24 protein-coding genes and 1 pseudogene are annotated in these 23,932 nt (G+C 69.0%); 12 read left to right on the top strand and 13 right to left on the bottom strand.

Going from position 1 to position 23,932, the window contains the following annotated elements; genetic code table 11:
• Positions 1–123: 123 nt before the first annotated feature.
• The 5 genes from AWC19_RS00590 to AWC19_RS00570 all read right to left on the bottom strand — a co-directional run bounded on the left by AWC19_RS00590 (position 124) and on the right by AWC19_RS00570 (position 4,652).
• The gene (locus AWC19_RS00590) at positions 124–402 is read right to left on the bottom strand and encodes a hypothetical protein (RefSeq protein WP_085076164.1); all 279 of its coding nucleotides are present in this window, start codon (positions 400–402) and stop codon (positions 124–126) included.
• A 65-nt stretch (positions 403–467) separates the two neighbouring features.
• Positions 468–1,688 carry a PPE family protein gene (locus AWC19_RS00585; RefSeq protein WP_085076163.1) on the bottom strand — a complete coding sequence of 407 codons (1,221 nt, stop codon included), beginning with the start codon at positions 1,686–1,688 and terminating at the stop codon, positions 468–470.
• 168 nt (positions 1,689–1,856) lie between these two features.
• Positions 1,857–2,915 carry a 4-hydroxy-2-oxovalerate aldolase gene (gene dmpG, locus AWC19_RS00580; protein WP_085076162.1) on the bottom strand — a complete coding sequence of 353 codons (1,059 nt, stop codon included), beginning with the start codon at positions 2,913–2,915 and terminating at the stop codon, positions 1,857–1,859.
• Positions 2,912–3,826 (bottom strand): acetaldehyde dehydrogenase (acetylating), encoded by a 915-nt coding sequence (locus tag AWC19_RS00575; protein WP_085076161.1) that lies wholly within the window; start codon positions 3,824–3,826, stop codon positions 2,912–2,914. The genes dmpG and AWC19_RS00575 overlap by 4 nt, the downstream gene beginning before the upstream one ends.
• 40 nt (positions 3,827–3,866) lie before the next feature.
• On the bottom strand, positions 3,867–4,652 hold the full coding sequence (locus AWC19_RS00570; RefSeq protein ID WP_085076160.1) for a 2-keto-4-pentenoate hydratase: 786 nt from the start codon (positions 4,650–4,652) through the stop codon (positions 3,867–3,869).
• A gap of 84 nt (positions 4,653–4,736) precedes the next feature.
• Here AWC19_RS00570 and kstD point away from each other — a divergent pair, with 84 nt between their 5' ends.
• The 4 genes from kstD to AWC19_RS00550 all read left to right on the top strand — a co-directional run bounded on the left by kstD (position 4,737) and on the right by AWC19_RS00550 (position 10,135).
• Entirely contained in the window at positions 4,737–6,419 is a 1,683-nt protein-coding gene (gene kstD / locus AWC19_RS00565) for a 3-oxosteroid 1-dehydrogenase (RefSeq protein ID WP_085076168.1), read from the top strand.
• Between the two features lies 1 nt (position 6,420).
• The gene (locus tag AWC19_RS00560) at positions 6,421–7,281 is read left to right on the top strand and encodes a MaoC/PaaZ C-terminal domain-containing protein (RefSeq protein WP_085076159.1); all 861 of its coding nucleotides are present in this window, start codon (positions 6,421–6,423) and stop codon (positions 7,279–7,281) included.
• An 85-nt stretch (positions 7,282–7,366) separates the two neighbouring features.
• On the top strand, positions 7,367–9,121 hold the full coding sequence (locus AWC19_RS00555) for a cyclic nucleotide-binding and patatin-like phospholipase domain-containing protein (RefSeq protein ID WP_085076158.1): 1,755 nt from the start codon (positions 7,367–7,369) through the stop codon (positions 9,119–9,121).
• 66 nt (positions 9,122–9,187) lie between these two features.
• Positions 9,188–10,135 carry an adenylate/guanylate cyclase domain-containing protein gene (locus AWC19_RS00550; protein ID WP_169718057.1) on the top strand — a complete coding sequence of 316 codons (948 nt, stop codon included), beginning with the start codon at positions 9,188–9,190 and terminating at the stop codon, positions 10,133–10,135.
• Positions 10,136–10,190: 55 nt separating this feature from the next.
• Here the strand turns inward: AWC19_RS00550 and AWC19_RS00545 are convergent, their stop codons facing one another.
• The 6 genes from AWC19_RS00545 to AWC19_RS00520 are packed head-to-tail and all read right to left on the bottom strand — an operon-like array spanning position 10,191 to position 16,193.
• Positions 10,191–11,360 carry a lipid-transfer protein gene (locus tag AWC19_RS00545; protein WP_085076157.1) on the bottom strand — a complete coding sequence of 390 codons (1,170 nt, stop codon included), beginning with the start codon at positions 11,358–11,360 and terminating at the stop codon, positions 10,191–10,193.
• Complete coding sequence (locus AWC19_RS00540) at positions 11,360–11,761, bottom strand: MaoC family dehydratase (RefSeq protein WP_085076156.1); 402 nt, start codon at positions 11,759–11,761, stop codon at positions 11,360–11,362. The genes AWC19_RS00545 and AWC19_RS00540 overlap by 1 nt, the downstream gene beginning before the upstream one ends.
• Positions 11,758–12,720 (bottom strand): bifunctional MaoC family dehydratase N-terminal/OB-fold nucleic acid binding domain-containing protein, encoded by a 963-nt coding sequence (locus AWC19_RS00535; protein WP_085076155.1) that lies wholly within the window; start codon positions 12,718–12,720, stop codon positions 11,758–11,760. The genes AWC19_RS00540 and AWC19_RS00535 overlap by 4 nt, the downstream gene beginning before the upstream one ends.
• Positions 12,717–13,880 (bottom strand): acyl-CoA dehydrogenase FadE29, encoded by a 1,164-nt coding sequence (gene fadE29, locus AWC19_RS00530; protein ID WP_085076154.1) that lies wholly within the window; start codon positions 13,878–13,880, stop codon positions 12,717–12,719. The genes AWC19_RS00535 and fadE29 overlap by 4 nt, the downstream gene beginning before the upstream one ends.
• The gene (locus tag AWC19_RS00525; RefSeq protein ID WP_085076153.1) at positions 13,871–14,941 is read right to left on the bottom strand and encodes an acyl-CoA dehydrogenase family protein; all 1,071 of its coding nucleotides are present in this window, start codon (positions 14,939–14,941) and stop codon (positions 13,871–13,873) included. The genes fadE29 and AWC19_RS00525 overlap by 10 nt, the downstream gene beginning before the upstream one ends.
• Before the next feature lies 1 nt (position 14,942).
• On the bottom strand, positions 14,943–16,193 hold the full coding sequence (locus AWC19_RS00520; RefSeq protein WP_085076152.1) for a cytochrome P450: 1,251 nt from the start codon (positions 16,191–16,193) through the stop codon (positions 14,943–14,945).
• 181 nt (positions 16,194–16,374) lie between these two features.
• On the opposite strand from AWC19_RS00520, the gene AWC19_RS00515 reads away from it, so the two are divergent.
• The 4 genes and pseudogenes from AWC19_RS00515 to AWC19_RS00500 form a co-directional block, all read left to right on the top strand.
• On the top strand, positions 16,375–17,538 hold the full coding sequence (locus AWC19_RS00515; protein WP_085076151.1) for a steroid 3-ketoacyl-CoA thiolase: 1,164 nt from the start codon (positions 16,375–16,377) through the stop codon (positions 17,536–17,538).
• An 18-nt stretch (positions 17,539–17,556) separates the two neighbouring features.
• Positions 17,557–17,949: a DUF8021 domain-containing protein gene (locus AWC19_RS00510; protein ID WP_085076150.1), complete on the top strand. Its 393-nt coding sequence runs from the start codon at positions 17,557–17,559 to the stop codon at positions 17,947–17,949.
• Positions 17,950–17,957: 8 nt separating this feature from the next.
• Positions 17,958–18,404 carry a nitroreductase family deazaflavin-dependent oxidoreductase gene (locus AWC19_RS00505; RefSeq protein WP_085076149.1) on the top strand — a complete coding sequence of 149 codons (447 nt, stop codon included), beginning with the start codon at positions 17,958–17,960 and terminating at the stop codon, positions 18,402–18,404.
• Positions 18,392–18,565 (top strand): annotated as a pseudogene (locus tag AWC19_RS00500) (nitroreductase/quinone reductase family protein); the annotation flags it as partial. The gene AWC19_RS00505 and the pseudogene AWC19_RS00500, both read left to right, overlap by 13 nt.
• 82 nt (positions 18,566–18,647) lie before the next feature.
• On the opposite strand, the gene AWC19_RS00495 reads toward AWC19_RS00500, so the two are convergent.
• The gene (locus tag AWC19_RS00495; protein ID WP_085076148.1) at positions 18,648–19,553 is read right to left on the bottom strand and encodes an SDR family oxidoreductase; all 906 of its coding nucleotides are present in this window, start codon (positions 19,551–19,553) and stop codon (positions 18,648–18,650) included.
• 14 nt (positions 19,554–19,567) lie between these two features.
• Positions 19,568–20,326, bottom strand: a complete 759-nt coding sequence (locus AWC19_RS00490; RefSeq protein WP_085076166.1) for an SDR family oxidoreductase — start codon at positions 20,324–20,326, stop codon at positions 19,568–19,570.
• 92 nt (positions 20,327–20,418) lie between these two features.
• On the opposite strand from AWC19_RS00490, the gene echA20 reads away from it, so the two are divergent.
• Genes echA20 through ipdC form a run of 4 tightly spaced genes read left to right on the top strand, consistent with a single transcriptional unit; the run spans position 20,419 to position 23,918 of the window.
• On the top strand, positions 20,419–21,177 hold the full coding sequence (gene echA20, locus AWC19_RS00485; RefSeq protein WP_085076147.1) for a (7aS)-7a-methyl-1,5-dioxo-2,3,5,6,7,7a-hexahydro-1H-indene-carboxyl-CoA hydrolase: 759 nt from the start codon (positions 20,419–20,421) through the stop codon (positions 21,175–21,177).
• On the top strand, positions 21,174–22,058 hold the full coding sequence (ipdA, locus tag AWC19_RS00480; protein WP_085076146.1) for a cholesterol ring-cleaving hydrolase subunit IpdA: 885 nt from the start codon (positions 21,174–21,176) through the stop codon (positions 22,056–22,058). Before echA20 ends, ipdA begins: the two co-directional genes overlap by 4 nt.
• Positions 22,055–22,798: a cholesterol ring-cleaving hydrolase subunit IpdB gene (gene ipdB / locus AWC19_RS00475; protein ID WP_085076145.1), complete on the top strand. Its 744-nt coding sequence runs from the start codon at positions 22,055–22,057 to the stop codon at positions 22,796–22,798. The genes ipdA and ipdB overlap by 4 nt, the downstream gene beginning before the upstream one ends.
• Positions 22,799–22,847: 49 nt before the next feature.
• Positions 22,848–23,918, top strand: coding sequence for a (3aS,4S,5R,7aS)-5-hydroxy-7a-methyl-1-oxo-octahydro-1H-indene-4-carboxyl-CoA dehydrogenase (gene ipdC, locus AWC19_RS00470; RefSeq protein WP_085076144.1), 1,071 nt, complete (start codon positions 22,848–22,850; stop codon positions 23,916–23,918).
• Positions 23,919–23,932 lie beyond the last annotated feature (14 nt).

Below are 23,932 nucleotides of genomic sequence, written 5' to 3'. Positions count from 1 at the left end.
CCCAACAACCAATCCAACGACGCGGGCAGCCACGGCTCCAAGCGCCGCACCGCAAGCGGCACACCCCCAAACAACCCATCAACGACCACAAACTCGCCGGACGGCGCGGAGGCTACGCCCGTCCTAGTGCGTGCACTGCTGGGACAGGTCGATGAGGTGCTGCCGCACGTCGGGATGCCGGTTCAGGTAGTCGATGACGTTGGGGCCGCCGCCCTCCGCCTCTGAGCTGGCCTGCAGCTTCGCCTTCACGTCGGGATGCCGGGTCAGGTAGGAGTCGATGGATTGACCCACGGTCTGATTGCACTGGGGGTCGGCGCCGGCCACCGGTACGGCGATCATCACCGACGCGGTCGCGGCCAGCAGGGCACCGCCGAGAACGCGAGAGTTCCAAGTCACGGTCATGCGACCGAGGTTACCCGCGTTAGCCTGGGCCAGACACCCGCCGATCGCTCGCCTGCGGCGAGCGACTACGAAATCTGCCTGACCCGGGGATCGGATTCCTCCGCCGATTCCGGCAGGGGCGCGGCCACGGCGAGCCTTTCGCCGGGCTCGCGCGCCCTGGTCGGGGTTGCCTCGGCCGGTGCCACCTCGGCCGCGGGCCCGGCCGCGGTCGGGGTGGTGGCCAGCGGCGTGGCGGCGGCCGGAATCGTCGCTTCCTCGGCCTCGACGGCCTCGACGGCTTCGGTTTCCACCACCGGCTCCGGCGCCGACGCCACGACCGTGTCCCTGGGCGCCGGCGGTGCCGGGGGCTGCGCCGACGAGGTCGACGACGCCGACGATCCCATCGTTGAGGCCGCCATCATCGCGGCCATGCCGCCCGCCCCCATGAGTCCCGCCGGTGGTACGCCACCGCCGCCGACGGCGCCCGCGCTTCCTACGGCGCTGCCACCCGTGGCGACCGCACCGGCGCTGGGGTCGGCCGCGCCGGCGCCAGCCGCGTAGCCACCGTCCACGGTTTCGCCGGGTACGCCCGCGGCAGCCCCGACCGATCCGCTGGCGTCAGCGCCGCCGACGTTCCCGCCGCCGACCGCGGGCCCGGCCTGCGCGACGCCACCCGCGCCGCCCGAGGTGGCCGCGCTGCCCGAGGCGCCGGCTCCGCTGCTTCCGGCCCCCTGGCCCGAACCGCCGGCCGCCGCGGCGGCCCCGGCGCCGGGCAGGCTCGGGATGGGCGGCAGGCTGGCCGCCCCCGACAGCAGCTGCCCGGCCGCGGCCGAGGCCCCGCCGTGGTAGCCCACCATCGCCGCCACGTCCTGAGCCCACATCTCCGCGTAGTTGAACTCGGTGGCCGCGATCGCCGGCCAGTTCTGCCCGAAAAAGTTGCTCATCACCAGCTGGACCAGGCCGTTGCGGTTGGCCTGGACCTCCAGCGGGTGCACGGTCGCCGCAAGCGCCGCCTCGAACGCGCTCACCACCGCCTGGGCTTGGGCCGCCGCCGCGGACGCCTGAGCCGACGCCGCGGTCAACCATGACGCATACGGGGCGGCCGCCGCCGCCATCGCCGCCGCCGCCGCGCCCTGCCACGCCTGACCGGTCAACGCCGAGGTCACCGACGAGAACGACTCGGCCGCCGTCGCCAGCTCGCTGGCCAGCCCGTTCCAGGCCGCCGCGGCCTCCAGCATCGGCCCGGGACCGGCGCCCGCATACATGAGCATCGAATTGATCTCCGGCGGCAACGTCAAAAAACTCATCGAATCCCCTCGCGGCGCATGAAGTCGCTACAAACGCTAGGCCAATTCCGACGGCGGTTCGCAGCCTTCCGCCGGATTCAAAGAATTCTAGGAGAAGCCGGGCGCGGACACGCCGGATATGCGCTGATCGGGCCGAACAAACCTGCCGCCTAGTGTCCGGCGACGTCTTTAATGCGTGACGACGGCGCCACTATCCAGCTCCCGCTTGATCTCCAGCGCGATGTCGATGAGTTGGTCTTCCTGGCCGCCGATGAGCTTGCGCTGACCGGCCCGGTGCAGCAGCGCGTGGGCCGGCACCCCGTAGCGTTCGGCCTGGCGCACGGCGTGCTTGAGGAAGCTCGAGTAGACACCCGAGTAGCCCATGATCAGCGCGTTGCGGTCGAGCAGGCATTCGGCGGGCATGGCCGGACGAACCACGTCCTCGGCGGCGTCGGCGATGTCGAAGAAGTCGATGCCGGTCTTGACGCCGATCTTGTCGAATACCCCGATCAGGGCCTCGACCGGCGCGTTGCCCGCGCCGGCCCCGAACCGGCGGCAGGAGCCGTCGATCTGCTTGGCGCCGGCGCGGACTGCCTCGACCGAGTTGGCGACCCCCAGGCCCAGGTTCTCGTGCCCGTGGAAGCCGACCTGCGCGTCGTCGCCCAGTTCGGCGACCAGCGCGGCCACCCGGTCGCGCACGCCCTCGAGAACCAGCGCGCCCGCCGAATCCACGACGTAGACGCACTGGCATCCGGCGTCGGCCATGATGCGCGCCTGGGCGGCCAGCTTCTCCGGCGGAATGGTGTGGGCCATCATCAAGAACCCGACGGTCTCCAGGCCCAGCTCGCGCGCCAGCCCGAAGTGCTGGATCGAGACGTCGGCCTCGGTGCAGTGGGTCGCGATCCGGCAGATCGACCCGCCGTTGTCCTGCGCCTCTTTGATGTCGTCCTTGGTGCCCACCCCGGGCAGCATCAGGAACGCGATCCTGGCCTCTTTGGCGGTCTCGGCCGCCAGCTTGATCAGTTCCTGCTCGGGGGTCTTGGAGAACCCGTAGTTGAAGCTCGACCCGCCCAGCCCGTCGCCGTGGGTCACCTCGATGACCGGCACCCCGGCGGCGTCGAGGGCGGCCACGATCGCGCCCACCTCTTCCTTGGTGAACTGGTGGCGCTTGTGGTGCGACCCGTCGCGCAGCGACGTGTCGGTTATCCGGACGTCCCAGATTGGGTTGAAGAAAATGTCGGTACTCATCGCGTGCCTCCTGCGACCGACAGCGTCTCTTTAGCGATCTCCTCGCCGACCTTGATGGCCGCCGCGGTCATGATGTCCAGGTTCCCCGCGTACGGCGGCAGGTAATCGCCGGCGCCCTCGACCTCGATGAAGGTGGTGACCAGGGCCCGGCCGCCGGAGTTGAGCGACGGGTCGTCGAACTGCGGCTCGTTGAGCAGCCGGTAGCCGGGGACGTAGGTCTGCACCTCGGCCACCACGTCGTGGATCGACTTGGCGATGGCGTCGCGGTCGGCGTCCTCGGGGATGGCACAGAAGATGGTGTCGCGCATGATCATCGGCGGGTCGGCCGGGTTGAGGATGATGATCGCCTTGCCGCGGGCGGCGCCGCCGATCGTCTCGACGCCCTTGCTGGTGGTCTTGGTGAACTCGTCGATGTTGGCGCGGGTGCCGGGGCCGGCCGACACCGATGCCACCGACGCGACGATTTCCGCGTACGGAACCTCTACGACGCGCGAGACCGCGTACACGATCGGGATCGTCGCCTGTCCGCCGCAGGTGATCATGTTGACGTTCGGGGCGTCGAGGTGCTCGCGCAGGTTCGCCGGCGGGATCACCGCCGGGCCCACCGCGGCCGGCGTGAGGTCGATGGCCCTGATCCCCGCGGCCGCATACTTGGGCGCGGCCTCCCGGTGCACGTAGGCGCTGGTCGCCTCGAACACCATGTCGGGCTTGTCGGGCTGCGCCAGCAGCCAGTCGACGCCTTCGTGGGTGGTCTGCAGGCCCAGCTTGCGGGCCCGCGCCAGGCCCTCGCTCTGCGGGTCGATGCCCACCATCCAGCGCGGTTCCAGCCAATCCGAGCGCAGGAGCTTGTAGAGCAGATCGGTGCTGATGTTTCCCGATCCGACGATGGCCACACTCGCCTTTGAGGGCATGTCAACTCCTGTATTGGATTGGTTCCAAAGTAATCCGAGACTATTCGAAGGACAACCGGACCGAACCCAGCCCGGCGAAGTCGGCGACGAACCGGTCGCCGGCGCGGGCGTCGATCGCGCGGGTGCACGATCCGGGCAGCACGATGTCGCCCTTGCGCAGCCGCACCCCGAAGCTTTCCACCTTGCGCGCCAGCCAGGCCACCGCCGTGACGGGATTGCCCAGCACGGCGTCGCTGCGGCCCTCGGCGACCACCTCGCCGTTGCGCGTCAGCACCGCGTCGATCGCCCTGACGTCCACGTCGCGCGGCGACGCCCGGCTCTCACCGAGCACGAAGCCGGCCGACGAGGCGTTGTCGGCGATGGTGTCGCACAAGGCGATCTTCCAGTCGGTGATCCTGGTGTCGATCAGCTCGATCGAGGGCGCCACGGCCTCGGTGGCCGCCAGCACGTCGTCCTCGGTGCAGCCGGCGCCCGGAAGGTCCTCGGCAAGGATGAAGCCCACCTCGACCTCGACCCGCGGATACAGGTAGCGTTCGGCCTTGACGGGTATGTCTTCGAACACTTCCATCTCGTCGAGCAGGTGCCCGTAGTCGGGCTCGTCGACGCCCATCATCTGCTGCATCGCCAGCGACGACAGGCCCACCTTGTGGCCCACCACCCGGGCGCCTTCGGCGACGCGCTGACGGATATTGATCAGCTGGATTTCGTAGGCGTCGACGACATCGATGTCGGGGTAGCCGGACGTCAGCGGTGCGATCGGCTCGCGGCTGCGCTCGGCCTGCGCGAGGTCGGCGGCGAGCTCGTCGCGGACCGCCACACTGAGCATTTCCCGGAAGTCCCCTCGTTGAAAAGTCTTCGGCTTGACCGGGCCGGTAGCGCCCAACCCGGGCAATTCTATAACGTGTTCTACATGACAGCGCAGGAGTACGACGTCGTCGTGGTCGGGAGCGGCGGGGCCGGCATGGTAGCCGCCCTTACCGCCGCGCACCGGGGCCTCTCGACAATAGTCATCGAGAAGGCTGCCCACTATGGCGGTTCCACTGCGCGGTCCGGCGGCGGCATCTGGATCCCGAACAACGAGGTGCTCGAGCGCGACGGCGTGCGCGACACCCCCGAGGCGGCCCGCACCTACCTGCACGGAATCATCGGCGACATCGTGGAGCCCGAGCGCATCGACACCTACCTCCAGCGCGGGCCCGAGATGCTGTCGTTCGTGCTCGAGCACACGCCTTTGAAGATGTGCTGGGTGCCGCGCTACTCCGACTACTACCCCGAGGCGCCGGGCGGCCGCGCCGAGGGCCGGTCGATCGAGCCCAAGCCGTTCAACGCCCGCAAGCTCGGCGCCGACGAGGCCGGCCTCGAGCCCGCCTACGGCAAGGTGCCCCTGAATGTTGTTGTGATGCAGCAGGATTACGTGCGCCTCAACCAACTCAAGCGCCACCCCCGCGGACTGCTGCGCAGCCTGAAGGTCGGCGCGCGCACCATGTGGGCCAAGTCCACCGGCAAGAACCTGGTCGGCATGGGACGAGCGCTGATCGGTCCGTTGCGGATCGGGTTGCAGCGCGCCGGCGTTCCGGTGGTGCTCAACACCGCGCTGACCGACCTCTACGTCGAGGACGGCGTGGTGCGGGGCGTCTACGCGCGAGACACCGCTGCATCGGAATCGGCCGAGCCGCGGCTGCTCCGCGCCCGCCGCGGCGTGATCCTGGCCTGCGGCGGGTTCGAGCACAACGAGCAGATGCGGGTGAAGTACCAGCGCGCCCCCATCACCACGGAGTGGACCGTCGGCGCCAAGGCCAACACCGGTGACGGGATCGTGGCCGGCGAAAAGCTCGGCGCCGCATTGGATCTGATGGAGGACGCCTGGTGGGGCCCGACGGTGCCGCTGGTCGGCGCGCCGTGGTTCGCGCTGTCGGAGCGCAATTCGCCGGGGTCGATCATCGTCAACATGTCGGGCAAGCGGTTCATGAACGAGTCGATGCCCTACGTCGAGGCCTGCCACCACATGTACGGCGGCGAATACGGCCAGGGGCCCGGCCCCGGCGAGAACATTCCCGCGTGGCTGGTGTTCGACCAGCAGTACCGCGACCGCTACATCTTCGCCGGATTGCAACCCGGGCAACGCATTCCGTGCAAGTGGCTGGAGTCCGGCGTCATCATTCGGGCCGACACCCTCGCGCAGCTGGCCGAAACGGCCGGGCTTCCGGTCGACGAGTTCACCGCGACCGTTGAGCGTTTCAACGGCTTCGCGCGGTCGGGCGTCGACGAGGACTACCACCGCGGCGAAAGCGCCTACGACCGCTATTACGGCGACCCCACCAACAAGCCGAACCCGAACCTGGGCGAGATCAGCCACCCGCCCTACTACGCGGCCAAGATGGTGCCCGGCGACCTGGGCACCAAGGGCGGCATCCGCACCGACGTGCACGGCCGCGCGCTGCGCGACGACGGCAGCGTCATCGAAGGCCTTTACGCCGCAGGCAATGTCAGCGCCCCGGTGATGGGACACACGTATCCAGGGCCGGGCGGCACCATCGGGCCGGCGATGACGTTCGGCTACCTGGCGGCGCTGCACATCGCGGGGGATAACTGACATGCCGATCGACGTAGCGGTCGCGCTGGCCGCCGAGCTGGAACCGATCGAATTCTCCTGGGTGAGCAGCGACATTCAGCTCTACCACCTGGGCCTCGGCGCCGGCGCGGATCCGATGGACCCGCGCGAGCTGCGCTACCTGGTGGACGACACGCCGCAGGTGCTGCCTACGTTCGGCAACGTCGCCGCCACCTTCCACGCCACCGAGCCGCCGACGGTGCGGTTCCCCGGGATCGACATCGAACTGAGCAAGGTGCTGCACGCCAGCGAGCGGGTCGAGGTGCCCGCGCCGCTGCCGCCGTCGGGCTCGGCGACGGCCGTCACCCGATTCACCGACATCTGGGACAAGGGCAAGGCCGCGGTGATCTGGAGCGAGACCACGGTAAGCGCCCCGGACGGCGCCCTGCTGTGGACCCAGAGGCGGTCCATCTTCGCCCGCGGCGAGGGCGGCTTCGGCGGCGAGCGCGGGCCGTCATCGAAGGACGCGGCGCCGGACCGGGCGCCCGACCTGGAGGTCGACATGCCGATCCTGCCGCAGCAGGCGCTGCTGTACCGGCTCTGCGGCGACCGTAACCCCTTGCACTCCGATCCCGAATTCGCCGCCGCCGCAGGCTTTCCCAAGCCCATCCTGCACGGTTTGTGCACCTACGGCATGACGTGCAAGGCGATCACCGACTCGCTGCTGGACGGCGATGCCGGCGCGGTGGCCGCCTACGGCGCGCGCTTCGCCGGGGTGGCCTACCCCGGCGAGACCCTCAAGGTCGGCATCTGGAAGGACGCGGACCGGTTTGTGGCCACCGTTGTCGCCCCCTCGCGCGACAACGCCGTGGTGCTGTCCGGGGTCGAGCTCGTCCCCGCGTAGGCCTTTGCTGGGGGCCGACTGCAGCTAAACTGCGCAATATGCTGGGCGCCCAGGTTGCGGGCAGGGACTCCGACAGCTGCGCCTCGTGAGCCCCGACGGGCGGTCCCCTGAACCGCGTGTGACCGACGAGCGAACCGCGCTGCGCGGCATCCCGATATTCGCTGAGATCGACGACGAACAACTCGACCAACTCGCCGGCGCCGCAGATCGCCAGTACATCCCCGCCAACGAGTGGCTGTTTCACATGGGAGAGCCGTCCGACGCCATCTACCTGATCGCCTCGGGGCGATTCGCCGCCGTCGGTGCCGACGGAGTGGTGCTTCGCGAGATGGCGACCGGCGATTCGATCGGAGAGCTCGGCGTGATCACGGGCGCCGCGCGCTCGGCCGGGATCCGGGCGCTTCGGGACGGCGTCGTCTGGCGGATCGCCGCCGACACGTTCACCGAACTGCTCGCCAAGGCTCCGCAACTGCAGTCGGCGATGTTCCGCGCGATGGCGGTAACGCTGCGAGAGTCGCGATCCGCCAACGTTTCTCGGGGCCGCCGGGTCGTCGGCGTGCTGTCGGCCGGCGACGCGGCCGCGGGCCCGGTTGTCGACGCGATCGCCAAGCGCCTGGGCTCCTACGGTCAGACCGCGGTGGTCGCCCCGCCCGTCGACGCGACGGCCGCGGCCGATCACTACGGCGAGCTCGTCGAAGCGTTCAGCGAGACCCTCGATCGCCTGGAGCGAAGCAACGATTGGTTGTTGGTGGTCGCCGATCGCGGCTCGGGCGACATCTGGCGGCGCTACGTCGTCGCACAAAGCGACCGGCTCGTCGTCATCGCCGATCAATCCCATCCACCGCGAGCGCTCGATCCACCGGTCACGCAACGGCCGGTCCACCTCGTCACCTGCCGCGTGGTGCCGGATCCGAGCTGGTGGGACCTGCTGCAGCCGGTTTCGCACCACCCCGCCGACCACGACGGCGTCGGTGCGCTGGCCCGCAGGATCGCCGGGCGATCAATGGGCCTCGTGCTCGGAGGTGGCGGCGCCCGCGGCCTCGCGCATTACGGCGTGTACGAGGAGCTCACCCGGGCCGGCGTCGTCATCGACCGGTTCGGTGGAACGAGCGCCGGCGCCCTCGCCGCGGCAACCTTCGCGCTGGGCATCGACGCCGACGATGCGACCGCCGCGGCACGAGAGTTCATCGCGGAAAGCAAGCCACTCGGCGACTACACGCTGCCCGCGATAGCCCTCACGAGGGGGCGGCGCGTCGACCGTCTGGTGGAAGGCTTCTTCGGCGCCGATACCTTGATCGAACGGCTGCCCAAAGAGTTTTTCTCCGTCTCGACGGACATCGTCACCGGCGATCAGGTCATCCATCGGCGGGGGCTGTTGTGGATCGCGGTGCGCGCCTCGATCTCGATACCCGGTCTCATGCCGCCCGTGCAACATCGCGAACGGCTGTTGGTCGACGGTGGGCTGCTGAACATCCTCCCGGCCGACGTGATGTGCGCCGACCCCGACGGCGAAGTCATATGCGTCGACCTACGCCGAACGTATGTGCCCTCCAAGGGTTTTGGCCCGCTCCCCGAGAGGCTTCAGCCGCCCGCGGTCGTGCGGAGGCTCATCACCGGGACGGAAACAGCCCTACCGCCGCTGCAAGAGACGCTGCTTCGCAGCGTCGAACTCGCCGCCCCCAAGGGAAACCTGCTCGAGCTTCCCCGAGTCACGGCGATCATCGAACCGGACGTCTCGGCGATCGGCCCGTTGGACTTCAAGAACATCGATGCCGCCCTGGAGGCCGGGCGGATCGCCACCCGCGCGGCCCTGGAAGCGCGGCCGGAGCTCGTTCGCTGACCGGCCGCTGCCGGTACTATTAGCTCTGCAGCGAAACAGGTTCGCGTGCAGCTAGGTCGTCAAGCGATGCGCTCCGATTGGTGGGACAAGCCGTTGGCCCATCTCGTCATGCACAGCGACGGCGGCGAAAAAAGAGTACCGATCTTCGATCAGCTGTTCGTCGGCCGGCAGTGCGCCGGGATCGACGAACACCGCCGACTGGTCATCGCGGATCCGAACATCTCCCGCAACCACCTCGAGATCCGCTTGGACGTCGCCACCGACCGAGCCTTCCTCATCGACACCAGCACCAACGGGACGTTGCTCAACGGCATGCCGCTCGAGCGCGCCGTGCAGGTCCCTATCAAGCCCGAGGACCAGATCTGTGTGGGCGACGCCGTGCTCATCTTCCGCTCGGACCGGTTCAACTCCGTCGGGGCGACCAACACCAGCCCCACCCTCACCCGGATCGTCGAGGAGACCATGGTGATGGTGGTCGGCGATATCACCAACTACTCGACGATCTCCGAAGTCACCGACAACCAGGTGATCGCCCGCAGCCTCAACTATCTGTGGCACGAGCTCAACCTCGTGCTGCGCGCGCACCGCGGCACGCTCAACCACTACGCCGGCGACGCTCTGTACGCGGTGTGGGAACTGCGGACGATTCCGGCGGCCAACCAGCTCGCCATCGACTTCGCGCTCGCCGCCAACCGCAGGGTCGAGGAGCTCGGGCCCACGCTGCCGCTGCGCGCGCCGGACGGCTCGCCGATCCGCATGGGCTGGGGCGTGGTCCAGGGCCGAGCGGCGCTCGCCGCGATGACGCGAACCGTCACGGCCGTGATCGGCGACGCGACCAACGTGGCGTTCCGGTTGGCCGGCATCGCCGGGCGCGCCGGGCACGCCGACGTGATGGTCAGCTCCAGCGTGCACGCCGCCGTCGAGTCGCACTACGCGTGGGGCCGCGCCGAGCAGGTGGCGATCAAGGGCCGGCGCGGAATGGAAACCGTCTTTCCGGTCGTCGGCCGCTGCTAGCCGGCCCCCTTGTCGCCGAGCGTGCGGCTAGCCGCACCCTCGCCGCGAGCCGCAGCTAACCCAGGATCAGGCCCGACGTCGGCACCCCCGTGCCGGCCGTGACCAACACGTGCTCGACGTCGGGCACCGGGTTCACCGAGGTGCCGCGCAGCTGCCGCACGCCCTCGGCGATGCCGTTCATGCCGTGGATGTAGGCCTCACCGAGCTGGCCTCCGTGCGTGTTGATCGGCAGCCGGCCGCCCACCTCGATGGCGCCGTCGGCGATGAAGTCCTTGGCCTCGCCGCGGCCGCAGAACCCCAGCTCCTCCAACTGGATCAGCGTGAACGGCGTGAAGTGGTCGTAGAGGATGGCGGTCTGGATGTCCGACGGCCGCAGACCGGACTGCTCCCACAGCTGCCGGCCCACCACCCCCATCTCGGGCAGGCCGAGCTCGGGCCGGTAGTAGCTGACCATCGTGTACTGGTCGGGGCTCGAGCCCTGCGAGGCGGCCTCGATGATCGCCGGGCGCTGCCTGAGGTCGCGCGCGCGCTCCGCCGAGGTCACCACGATCGCGACCGCGCCGTCGGTCTCCTGGCAGCAGTCCAGCAGCCGCAACGGCTCGGCGATCCACCGCGAATTCTGGTGGTCCTCGATGGTGATCGGCTTTTTGTAGAAGTACGCCTTGGGGTTCTTGGCGGCATGCTTGCGGTCGGCCACCGAGATCACACCGAAGTCCCGGCTGGTCGCGCCCGAAAAGTGCATGTAGCGCCGGGCGATCATCGCGACCTGCGCGGCCGGCGTGGAAAGCCCGTGCGGATAGGAAAACGCGTTGTCCGACGTCGTCGAATCCGCTTGGGCGCCACCGTCTCCCACCAGGCGCGTCTGGACCTGGCCGAACCGCATCCCGGACCGCTCGTTGAACGCCCGGTACGCCACCACGACGTCGGCCACCCCGGTCGCCACCGCCATCGCCGCCTGCTGCACGGTCGCGCACGCCGCCCCGCCGCCGTAGTGGATCTTGGAGAAAAACTTCAGCTCGCCGATGCCGCACGCGCGCGCCACGGCGACCTCGGTGTTGGTGTCCATCGTGAAGGTCGTCAGCCCGTCCACGTCGGACGGGCTTAACCCGGCGTCGTTTAGCGCGTCGAGCACCGCCTCGGCGGCCAGCCGCAGCTCGCTGCGGCCGGAGTCCTTGGAAAAGTCGGTGGCCCCGATGCCGACGATGGCCGCCTTACCCGACAACACTAGGCATCCCCCATCGTCAGCGTGACCGTGGCGATGACGTGATCGCCGAGGCTGTTGCGGCCCAACACCTTTACGGTGATCAGCCCGTCCTCGACGGCGGTCACCTCGCCGGAAAACGTCACCGTGTCGTAGGCGTACCACGGCACCCCGAGCCGCAGCCCGATCGACTTGATCAGCGCCGACGGCCCGGCCCAGTCGGTGACGAAGCGCTGCACCAGCCCGGTGTCGGTGAGGATGTTGACGAAGATGTCCTTCGACCCCTTGGCCTGCGCCTTGTCCCGGTCGTGATGCACATCCTGAAAGTCCCTGGTGGCCAACGCGGTCGAGATGATGAACGTCGGGTCGCCGTACAGCTTGAGTTCGGGCAACGCGGTGCCCACTTCCACGGCCGGCGCGCTCATGGTCGATCTCCCGCGGGCTCCCAGGCGTAAAGGGTCCACTCCGGCCCGGCGTCTCCCGCCGGGAAGTCGATATACGTTGCGCGCACCGGCATCCCGATCGTGACGGCGCCGGGGTCCACCCCGCGCAGCTCGCCCAGCATCCGCACCCCCTCATCCAGTTCCACCAGGGCGATGACGAACGGCAGCGTGCGACCGGGCACCTTCGGCGCGTGGTGCACCACGAAGCTGAACACCGTGCCGCGACCGCTGGCCACCACGTAGTCGATCGGCTCCGACTTGTCCTGCCACACCGCCGGCACCGGCGGGTGCTGCAGCGTGCCGTCGGGGCGCCGCTGGATGCGCAGCTCGTGCGCCTTGACGCCCTCCCAGAAGAACGCGGTGTCCCGCGACGACGAGGGCCGCATCATCGCGTCGGGGTCCACGTCCGCCGGCACCGGGGAGGGTTCGGACGACGACTCGCGCGGCTTGAATTTGAGGATGCGCCAATTCATCTCGGCGACGTCCTCGTCCCCGACGCGCCAGATGATGTGCTGGTTGACGAAGAACCCCTCCCCCAGCGCGGTCTGCTTCGGGCCGATCACGTCGCCCATCTCGGAGGTGATGCTGACCTGCTCGCCGGGCCGCAGGTAGCGGTGGTAGGTCTGCTCGCAGTTGGTGGCCACCACACCGATGTAGCCGGCCTCGTCGAACAGCGCCATGATCGGACCCATCGGGTCGTCCTTGGGGCGTTCGCCGGCCAGGCCGAACATCGTCCACACCTGAATCATGGCCGGCGGGGCCACGATCCCGGGATGCCCGGCGGCGCGGGCGGCGGCCTCGTCGACGTAGATCGGGTTGCGGTCGCCGATGGCCTCCACCCAGTTGTTGATCATCGGCTGGTTCACCGGGTCGCGGCCGGCGCGCGGCTTGGGGCCGCCGGCCGCCTTGATCTCCGCGACGGCTTCGTGGATGTCGGTCATCGCGGCACCCTCGGCACCTTCAGGCCCGCCGCCGCGATCATTTCGCGCATGACTTCATTCACGCCCCCACCGAAGGTGATGACCAGGTTGCGTTTGGTCTGCGAGTCCAGCCAGCCCAGCAGCTCGGCGGTGTCCGACTCCGCCGGGTTGCCGTACCGGCCCACGATTTCCTCGGCGAGCCGGCCGATGTACTGAATCCGCTCGGTCCCAAACACTTTCGTCGACGCGGCGTCGGCCACGTTGATGTCCTCGCCCGCGGCGGCCACCTGCCAGTTGAGCAGTTCGTTGATCCGCCACATCGCGTAGATCTCGCCGAGCGCCCGCTTGACGTCGTCGTGGTCGATCGGGGCGACGCCGTCGGCGCCGGGCTTGGACGCCCACGCGCGCACCCGGTCGTAGATGCCCGCGACCCGGCCCGCCGGGCCCAGCATCACCCGCTCGTTGTTGAGCTGGGTGGTGATCAGCCGCCAGCCGCCGTTCTCCTCGCCGACCAGCATGTCGGCGGGCACCCGCACGTCGTTGTAGTACGTGGCGTTGGTGTGGTGGGCACCGTCGGACAGGATGATCGGCGTCCACGAATAGCCGGGATCCTTCGTGTCGACGATCAGGATCGAAATGCCCTTGTGTTTCACGGCTTCCGGGTCGGTGCGGCAGGCCAGCCAGATGTAGTCGGCGTCGTGCGCGCCGGTGGTGAACACCTTCTGCCCGTTGACGATGTACTCGTCGCCCTGCCGCACGGCGGTGGTCCGCAACGAGGCGAGGTCGGTGCCGGCCTCGGGCTCGGTGTAGCCGATCGCGAAGTGCACCTCGCCGGCCAGGATGGCCGGCAGGAACTTCTTCTTCTGCATTTCGCTGCCGAACACCTGCAGCGTGGGGCCCACCGTCTGCAGCGTCACGGCGGGCAGCGGCACGTCGGCCCGGTGCGCCTCGTTGACGAAGATCTGCTGCTCGATCGGGCCAAAGCCCAAGCCGCCGAACTCCTTCGGCCACCCCACGCCGAGCTTGCCGTCCTTGCCCATCCGCCGGATCACCGCCCGATAGGCCTCGTTGTGACGGTCCTGCTCCATCGCCTTCATCTCGTCCGACGAGATCAGGTTCGAAAAGTATTCCCGCAATTCGGCTTGCAGCCGGCGCTGCTCGGGGGTCAGGTCTATGAACATTGCGCTCCCACGAGATCGTCCGGTTGGCGACCCGCTGCGCCCGGCCCCGCCGCGCTTGCGATCGCCAACAGATCCAGGCGATGAGACGGACCGCCCAGCAGCCGGGTCAGGTCTTTGATCGTGGAGTAATACCGGTGCATGGGGTAGGTGATGTCCATGCCCATGCCGCCGTGCAGGTGGTGGCAGGTCTGCATCACCGGCGGCGCCTGCGACGTGACCCAGTAGCCGAGCACGTCCAGGTCGGCGTCCGCGTCGCGGCCCTCCGACAGCCGCCACACCACCGACTTGGCCGCCAAATCGATGGTGCGCGAGGCGATGTAGACCTCCGACAGCTGCGCCGCCACGGTCTGGAACGTCGACAGCGGCTTGCCGAACTGCTTGCGGTTGGCCACGTAGTCGGCGGTCAATCGGAGCGCCCCGGCCACCAGACCGTCGGCGTACGCGCCCATCGCCGCCAGCGCCAGCTGGTTGACCCGGCGCGCGGATGCGCCCGCCAAGACATCCGAATCATCAACGGCCACACCGTCGAACGTGACCGTGTACTCCGCCGACGCGTTCGACGTGGGCGTGCGGACCAGCCGCACACCGTCGGCCTTGGGCGACACCACCAGAACCGCGCTGTCGGCGGTGACGACCATCCACTCCGCCTGTTCGGCATACCCGACACCGATCTTGGTGCCGCTCAAGCGACCATCGGCGAAGGTCGTGGCGGGCCGGTCGGGCAGCGCAGCGCCGGGCTCGTTGAGCGCCGCCGTCAGCACCGCGCCCTTGGCGACCCCGGCGAGGAAGCGGTCCTGCTGGTTTTCGGATGCCAGGTCCAGCACCGGCACCACGCCAAGCCCCAACGTGGCCAGCGCCGGCGTGACGGCGCCGTGGCGACCCACCTCGGTCAGCACCGTGGCCACCTCGGGCAGGCCGACACCGTCGCCGCCGAGACGTTCGGGCACCGGCAGCGCCGTCACGCCCCCGTCCACCAGCGCCTCCCACGACAGGTCGCGATCCAGCACGGACGTCACCACGTCGGCGACGGCCTGTTGTGTGGCAGTGAGATTGAAGTCCATATCAGTGCGCCACCGGGCACTTGCCCGTGTAGTCCACCTGCCAGTGCTTGATGCCGTTGAGCCAGCCCGACCGCAGCCGCTCGGGCTGCGACAGCGGCTTGAGGTCCGGAATGTGGTCGGCAACGGCGTTGAAGATCAGGTTGATCGTCATCTTGGCCAGGTTGGCCCCGATGCAGTAGTGGGCGCCGGTGCCGCCAAAACCGACGTGCGGGTTGGGGTTTCGCATGATGTTGAAGGTGTGCGGGTCCTCGAAGACCTCTTCGTCGAAGTTCGCCGAGCGGTAGAACATCACCACCCGCTGGCCCTTTTTGATCTGCACGCCGGACAGCTCGTAGTCCTCCAGCGCGGTGCGCTGGAACGCGGTGACCGGGGTGGCCCAGCGGACGATCTCGTCGGCGGCGGTCTCCGGGCGTTCCTTCTTGAACAGCTCCCACTGGTCGGGGTTCTCCGAGAACGCGATCATGCCGTGCGTGATCGAGTTGCGGGTGGTCTCGTTGCCGGCGACCGCCAGCATCACCACGAAGAAACCGAACTCGTCGTCGGAAAGCTTCTCGCCGTCGATGTCGGCCTGGACCAGCTTGGTGACGATGTCGTCCCCGGGATTCTTGGCCCGCTCCTCGGCCATCTTCATCGCGTACATGATCAGCTCGGCCGACGACATCTGCGGGTCGACGTGGGCGTACTCGGGGTCCTCGTTGCCGGTCATCTCGTTGGACCAGCGGAAGATCTTGTCCCGGTCGTCCTGCGGGACGCCCAACAGGTCGGCGATGGCCTGCAGCGGCAGCTCACACGACACCTGCTCGACGAAGTCCCCGGAGCCGGCCGCCGCCGCGGCCTTGGCGATGCTTTGGGCGCGGGCGTCCAACTCGTCGCGCAGCCGCCCGATGGCGCGCGGGGTGAAACCGCGGGAGATGATCTTGCGCAGCCGGGTGTGGTGCGGGGCGTCCATGTTGAGCATGACGTTGCGCTGCAGGTCGATCTGCTCGCGGGTCATCGTGTGCGGCCAGACCGGAATGGCGCAGTCCTGCTGACTCGAGAAGACGTCGCTGCGGATGGAGATTTCCTTGACGTCTTTGTGCTTGGTGATGGCCCAGTAGCCCTTGTCTCCGAAACCGCCGGTCCCACCGGGAACGTCGACCCAGTAGATCGGCTGGGACCTCCGCACCTCGGCCAACTCGGCGACCGGCAGGCCCTTGACGTTGATGTCCGGGTCCAGGAAATCGAATCCGGGCGGCAGGTTCGGGCTGGGCACGCTAACTTCTCCTTCTGATCGTCCCTATGCTGGTCTGGCGACTGGCCAGTGGCTGGCGATTCCAGGACACTAGCTCTCCTAGTGGAGCCCTGCTGCCAGTAAAACATGCCTCCACCGTATAAAAAAGGCGCTGACGCATCGTCGCTTGTCATAGTAATGAAACGTGTTCTAGCCTGACCCCATGGGTAACCCGGTAATCGTCGAAGCCACCCGCAGCCCGATCGGCAAACGCGCCGGATGGCTCTCAGGACTGCACGCCACCGAGCTGCTCGGCGCGGTGCAAAAGGCGCTGGTCGAGAAGGCCGGAATCGACGCGGGCGACGTCGAGCAGGTCGTCGGCGGCTGCGTCACGCAGTTCGGCGAACAGTCCAACAACATCACCCGGGTGAGCTGGCTGGTCGCCGGCCTGCCCGAGCACGTCGGCGCCACGACCGTGGACTGCCAGTGCGGCAGCAGCCAGCAGGCCAACGGCCTGGTGGCCGGCCTGATCGCGGCGGGCGCCATCGACATCGGCATCGCCTGCGGCATCGAGGCCATGAGCCGCGTCGGGCTCGGCGCCAACGCCGGCCCCGACCGCAGCATCCTGCGGCCCGCCTCGTGGGACATCGACCTGCCCGACCAGTTCACCGCCGCCGAGCGGATCGCCAAGCGCCGCGGCATCACCCGCGACGAACTCGACGAGTTCGGCTACCAATCGCAGGCCAAGGCCAAGCAGGCCTGGGCCGAGGGCCGCTTCGACCGCGAGATCTCCCCGATCGAGGCGCCCGCCCTGGACGAGAACAAGCAACCGACGTCCCAGCGCGTCACCATCTCCCGCGACCAGGGCCTGCGCGACACCACGCTGTCGGGCCTTTCGGCGCTGAAGCCCGTCATCGAGGGCGGCCTGCACACCGCGGGCACGTCGTCGCAGATCTCCGACGGCGCGGCGGCCGTGCTGTGGATGGACGAGGACAAGGCCAAGGCGCTGGGCCTGCGGCCGCGGGCCCGCATCGTCAGCCAGGCGCTGGTCGGCGCGGAGCCGTACTACCACCTGGACGGCCCGGTGCAGTCGACGGCCAAGGTGCTCGAGAAGGCCGGGATGAAGATCGGCGACATCGACATCGTCGAGATCAACGAGGCGTTCGCCTCGGTGGTGCTGTCGTGGGCGCGGGTCCACGAGCCCGACATGGACAGGGTCAACGTCAACGGCGGCGCCATCGCGCTGGGCCACCCGGTGGGCAGCACCGGCAGCCGCCTGATCACCACCGCCCTGCACGAACTCGAGCGCACCGATCAGACCACCGCGCTGATCACGATGTGCGCCGGCGGCGCGCTGTCCACCGGCACCATCATCGAGCGCATCTAGCCCCTCAGCGATCGTCACTTGATCGTCTCCGAAGAGAGCCGGATCGCCGCGGCGCAGGCCTACATCGACGCACTGGTCAGCCGCGACGGCGACTCCGTTCCCTTTGCCGACGGGTGCACCCGCATCGAGCAGGGCATCAAGAACGGATTCTCCGGAAACCACTTGCGGCGCAGCCTCAATCGCGGGCCCCAGTACCGGGTCATCACGCAGACGACGCAGCCCGACTACCGCATCGTCGGCGACGAGGTGCGCGCCGGCTACGACGTGCTGACCAAGGCCGGGTTCGCCGGCCGACGGCTGGCCGCCCGGGTCGACGAGACGTTCGTCATCCCGGCCGAAAGCCCGAACGGCACAGCCGCGATCCACCACATCCGGGTTCGTTTCAAGCCGTACCTTCAGCGCGAGGCCTAGGGGGCGCCATGGAAAAGCCACGACATCTGAACGCGCCCTGGGTCACCTTCTTCATCAAGTGGATGTCGCGGGGCAACGCCTGGATCTACAAGCGCAGCAACGGAAAGCTCGGCGGTGTCTTCCAGAAGAGTCCGGTCGCGCTGCTGACCACGACGGGCCGCAAGAGCGGTCAGCCGCGGGTGAGCCCCCTGCTGTACCTGCGCGACGGCGAGCGCGTGATCCTGGTGGCATCGCAAGGCGGGCGCGAAAAGAACCCCATGTGGTACCTCAACCTGAAGGCGGGCCCGAAGGTGTCGGTGCAGATCAAGGACGAGGTGCTGCAGCTGCGGGCGCGCGACGCCACGCCGGAAGAGCGCGACCACTACTGGCCCAAGCTGGTCGCGATGTATCCCTCGTTCGAGGACTATCAGTCGTGGACCCAGCGGGTGATCCCGGTCGTCATCTGCGAGCCGTGAACCGGATCCGCAACTCTCGGCCGGTCGCGCAGCTGCTCAAATACTTTGCCCGCGGCCACATCTGGCTGTACCGCCGGACCAACGGCAGGATCGGCGCCAAGCTGCTGTGGTTCCCCGCGGCGTGGCTGACCACGACCGGACGCAAGTCGGACGAACCGCGCTAGGCTGGGCGCCGAACGTGCAACCAGGGCGAAGAATCAGCGAAAACCTCACCGTGAGAGCACGTTCGGCGCGGGCGGTCGGTCACGCCCCGTAGACCGGGACGGGCGGTCGCGCCTTGGCCAGCAGGTCGGCGACGACGGGCCCCAGCTCGGCGGGATCCCACCGCGCGCCCTTGTCGATCTGTGGGCCGTGCGCCCACCCCTCGGCGATCCGGATCTTGCCGCCCTCAACCTCGAACACCCTGCCGGTGACGTCGCGGGATTCGGCGCTGCCCAGCCAGACCACCAGCGGCGACACGTTTTCCGGCGCCATGGCGTCGAAATCCTGGTCCTGCGTTGCCATCATCTCGGCGAACACGGTCTCGGTCATGCGGGTGCGCGCCGACGGCGCGATCGCGTTGACCGTCACGCCGTAACGACCCATCTCGGCGGCGCCCACCAACGTCAGGGCGGCGATGCCCGCCTTGGCCGCGCTGTAGTTGGCCTGCCCGACGCTGCCCTGCAGCCCCGCGCCGGAACTGGTGTTGATGATCCGCGCGTTGACGGGCTTGCCCTCCTTCGACAGCCCCCGCCAATACGACCCGGCGTGCCGCATCGTGGCGAAGTGGCCCTTGAGGTGCACGGCGACGACGGCGTCGAACTCGGCCTCGCTGGTGTTGGCCAGCATCCGGTCCCGCACGATGCCGGCGTTGTTGACCAAAACGTCCAGGCCGCCGTAGGTGTCGACGGCGGTCTGGATCAGGCCGGCCGCCTGGTCCCAGTTCGAGACGTCGGAGCCGTTGGCGACGGCTTCCCCACCGGCCGCGATGATTTCGTCCACCACGCCCTGGGCGGCGCTGCCGCCGCTGGCCGGCGAGCCGTCCAGGCCCACCCCGATGTCGTTGACCACCACGCGCGCCCCTTCGGCCGCGAAGGCGAGCGCGTGCGCGCGGCCGATGCCGCCGCCCGCCCCGGTGACGATGACGACACGTCCGTCGAGCAAGCCCATATCCCTTGTCTCCTCTACTTGATCGCGCTCGCGTTGGTGGTGGCCAGGTAGTGCGGCGGCTCGCCGCCGCCGTGCACCTCCAACGCGGCACCGCTGATGTAGGACGCCGCGTCGGAGGCCAAAAACGCTGTGGCCCAACCGACGTCCTCGGGCTTGGCCAGCCGGCCCAGTGGCACATTCTTCGAGATCGCGGCGATCGACTCGGCGTCGCCGTAGAACAGCTCGGCCTGTTCGGTCTCGACCATGCCCACCACGCAGGCGTTCACCCGGACCTTCGGCCCCCACTCCACCGCCAGCGTCTGGGTGAGGCTTTCCAGGCCGGCCTTGGCCGCCCCGTACGCACCGGTGCCCGGGGACGGCCGCCGCCCGCTGAGACTGCAGATGTTGACGATCGACCCGCCGCGCGGCTGGGTTTGCATCTTGGCGTTGGCGTGCTGCGATACGCCCAGCGCGCCAATGAGGTTGAGCTCGATGATCTTGCGGTTGAACTTCGCGCTGGCCTCGGCGGTCAACACGTACGGCGAACCGCCGGCGTTGTTGACGACTACGTCGATGCCACCGTGCCGATCGACGATCGTGTCGATCAACGCCCTGACCGCCTCGTCGTCGCGCACGTCGCACGAGTGGAACTCGTAGGGCAGTCCCTCGACGGGCCGGCGCGCGCAGGTGATCACGCTCGCGCCCTGCGCGGCGAACACCGAGCTGATGCCCGCGCCCACCCCCCGGACGCCACCGGTGACCAGGACCACCCGCCCGGCCAGTCCCAAATTGATCGGGGCTCCTTCGGCGCGAGTCACTGTGCTAGCGTACCAAGCAAGTGCTTGCTTAGGTAGCCAGCCGGAATTTCTGAGAAGGACGTGCGACCTTGCCGATCACAACGAGCACCCCCGAACCGGGCATCGCCTCGGTCACCGTCGACTACCCGCCCGTCAACGCGATCCCCTCGCGCGGCTGGTTCGAACTCGCCGACGCGATCACCGCCGCCGGCGCCGACACCGCCACCCACGCGGTGATCCTGCGGGCCGAGGGCCGCGGCTTCAACGCGGGCGTCGACATCAAGGAGATGCAGCGCACGGAGGGGTTTACCGCGCTGATCGACGCCAACCGCGGCTGCTTCGCCGCGTTCCGCGCGGTCTACGAGTGCGCCGTCCCGGTGATCGCCGCGGTCAACGGCTTCTGCGTCGGCGGCGGCATCGGGCTGGTCGGCAACGCCGACGTGATCGTGGCCTCCGACGACGCGACCTTCGGGCTGCCCGAGGTGGAACGCGGCGCGCTCGGCGCGGCCACCCACCTGTCGCGGCTGGTGCCGCAGCACATGATGCGGCGGCTGTTCTTCACCGCGGCCACCGTGGACGCCGCCACCCTGCATCACTTCGGCTCGGTGCACGAGGTGGTGCCCCGGGCCGACCTCGACGAGGCGGCGTTGCGGGTGGCCCGCGACATCGCGGCCAAGGACACCCGCGTGATCCGCGCGGCCAAAGAGGCGCTCAACTTCATCGACGTGCAGCGGGTCAACTCGAGTTACCGCATGGAGCAAGGCTTTACGTTCGAGCTCAACCTGGCCGGGGTGTCCGACGAGCACCGCGACGCGTTCGCCGGCACGGCGAAGGGCGAGAAACGTTGAGCGACAAGCGCACCACCCTCGACGACGCCGTGGCGGGCCTGCGCAGCGGCATGACGATCGGCATCGGCGGCTGGGGCTCGCGGCGCAAGCCGATGGCGTTCGTGCGCGCCATGCTGCGCACCGACGTCACCGACCTGACCGTCGTCACCTATGGCGGGCCCGACCTCGGGCTGCTGTGCTCGGCGGGCAAGGTCAAGCGGGTCTACTACGGATTCGTGTCGCTGGACTCCGCGCCGTTCTACGACCCGTGGTTTGCCAAGGCCCGCACCAGCGGCGCCCTGGAGGCCCGGGAAATGGACGAGGGCATGCTGCGCTGCGGGCTGCAGGCCGCGTCGCAGCGCCTGCCGTTCCTGCCGATCCGCGCCGGGCTGGGCAGTTCGGTGCTCGACTTCTGGGAGGGCGAACTGCAGACGGTGACCAGCCCGTACCCGGCGCCCGGCGGCGGGCACGAGACGCTGCTCGCGATGCCCGCGCTGCGCCTGGACGCCGCGTTCGTACACCTCAACCTCGGTGACAGCCAAGGCAACGCCGCCTACACCGGGATCGACCCGTATTTCGACGACCTGTTCTTGATGGCCGCCGAAAAGCGCTACCTGTCGGTGGAGCGCGTCGTGTCCACCCAGGAGCTGGTCAAGGCGGTGCCGCCGCAGGCGCTGCTGGTGAACCGGATGATGGTCGACTCGGTGGTCGAGGCCCCGGGCGGGGCCCACTTCACCACCGCCGCACCGGATTACGGCCGAGACGAGAAGTTTCAGCGCCACTACGCCGAGGCGGCCTCGACCGACGAGGGCTGGCAGAAGTTCGTCCAGACCTACCTGTCGGGCAGCGAGGACGATTACCAGGCGGCCGTGCGCGCGTTTGCCGAGGAGGCCGCGAAATGAGCAGCCGTGCCGAGATCTGCGCGGTCGCCTGCGCCGAGTTGTTCAGGGGCGCGGGCGAAATCATGGTCAGCCCGATGACCAACATGGCTTCGGTCGGCGCGCGGCTGGCCCGGCTGACCTTCTCCCCCGACATCCTGCTCACCGACGGCGAGGCCCAGCTGCTGGCCGACACCCCCGCCCTGGGTGCGTCCGGGGCCGTAGAGGGATGGATGCCGTTTGGCCGGGTGTTCGAGACCCTGGCCTGGGGGCGGCGCCATGTCGTGATGGGCGCCAATCAGGTTGACCGCTTTGGCAATCAGAACATCTCGGCGTTCGGACCGTTGCAGCACCCCACGCGTCAGATGTTCGGCGTGCGCGGGGGGCCCGGCAACGCCATCAACCACGCCACCAGCTACTGGGTCGGCAACCATTCCAAGCGGGTGTTCTGCGAGGCCGTCGACGTGGTGTGCGGGATCGGCTGGGACAAGATCGATCCGGCCAACCCGGCGTTCCGGTTCGCCAACCCGTATCGGGTGGTGTCGAACCTCGGGGTGTTCGACTTCGCCGGGCCGGACCGAAGCATGCGGGCGGTGTCGCTGCATCCCGGCGTGTCACCCGACGACGTGCGGGAGAACACCTCGTTCGAGGTTCACGGCCTCGACGAGGCCTCGGAGACCAGGGTGCCGACCGCCGACGAGCTGCGCCTGATCCGCGAGGTGATCGACCCGAAGTCTCTGCGCGACAAAGAGATCCGTTCATGATTGTTCCGCCTCCTCCTCATCGCTTCGCGCTGCATCGTCGGCGGTGGCTATGAGACTGCGCACGCCGCTGACCGAGCTGGTCGGCGTCGAGCACCCGGTCGTGCAGACCGGGATGGGCTGGGTGGCCGGCGCCCGGCTGGTGTCGGCCACGGCCAACGCGGGCGGCCTGGGCATCCTGGCCTCGGCGACGATGACGCTCGACGAGCTCGCGACGGCCATCAACAAGGTCAAGGCCGCGACCGACAAACCGTTCGGCGTCAACATCCGCGCCGACGCCGCCGACGCCGGCGACCGTGTCGACTTGATGATCCGTGAGGGCGTCAAGGTGGCGTCGTTCGCCCTGGCGCCCAAGCAGGAGCTGATCGCCCGCTTGAAAGAGGCCGGGGCGGTTGTGATCCCGTCCATCGGCGCGGCCAAGCACGCGCGCAAGGTCGCGGCGTGGGGCGCCGACGCGATGATCGTGCAGGGCGGCGAGGGCGGCGGGCACACCGGGCCGGTCGCCACGACGCTGCTGTTGCCGTCGGTGCTGGACGCCGTGCAGGGCACCGGGATACCCGTGATCGCGGCGGGCGGATTCTTCGATGGGCGCGGGCTGGCCGCGGCGTTGTCCTACGGCGCCGCGGGGGTGGCTATGGGCACGCGGTTTTTGCTCACCTCGGACTCCACCGTGCCCGACGCGGTCAAGCGGCGTTACCTCGAGGCGGCCCTGGACGGCACCGTCGTCACCACCCGCGTCGACGGCATGCCGCACCGCGTGTTGCGCACCGAGCTCGTCGAAAAGCTGGAAAGCGGTTCCCCCGTAAGGGGATTCACCGCGGCGGTACGCAATGCCGCCAAGTTCAAGAAGATGTCCCACATGACCTGGCGGTCGATGATCCGCGACGGGCTCGCCATGCGGCACGGCAGCGAGATGACCTGGTCTCAGGTGGTGATGGCCGCCAACACCCCGATGCTGCTCAAAGCCGGACTGGTGGAAGGCAACACCGAGGCCGGCGTGCTGGCCTCCGGGCAGGTCGCCGGCATCCTCGCCGACCTGCCCTCGTGCGCGGAGCTGATCCAGGACATCGTCAGCGACGCGATCGAGCATTTGCAGGCTGCCACCGCGCTCGTGGCGGAGTAGCCCGCCGCCCGCGA

It is taken from the genome of Mycobacterium palustre, from assembly GCF_002101785.1.
GTDB lineage: Bacteria > Actinomycetota > Actinomycetes > Mycobacteriales > Mycobacteriaceae > Mycobacterium > Mycobacterium palustre.
This window is presented reverse-complemented; position numbering and strand designations above follow the sequence as displayed.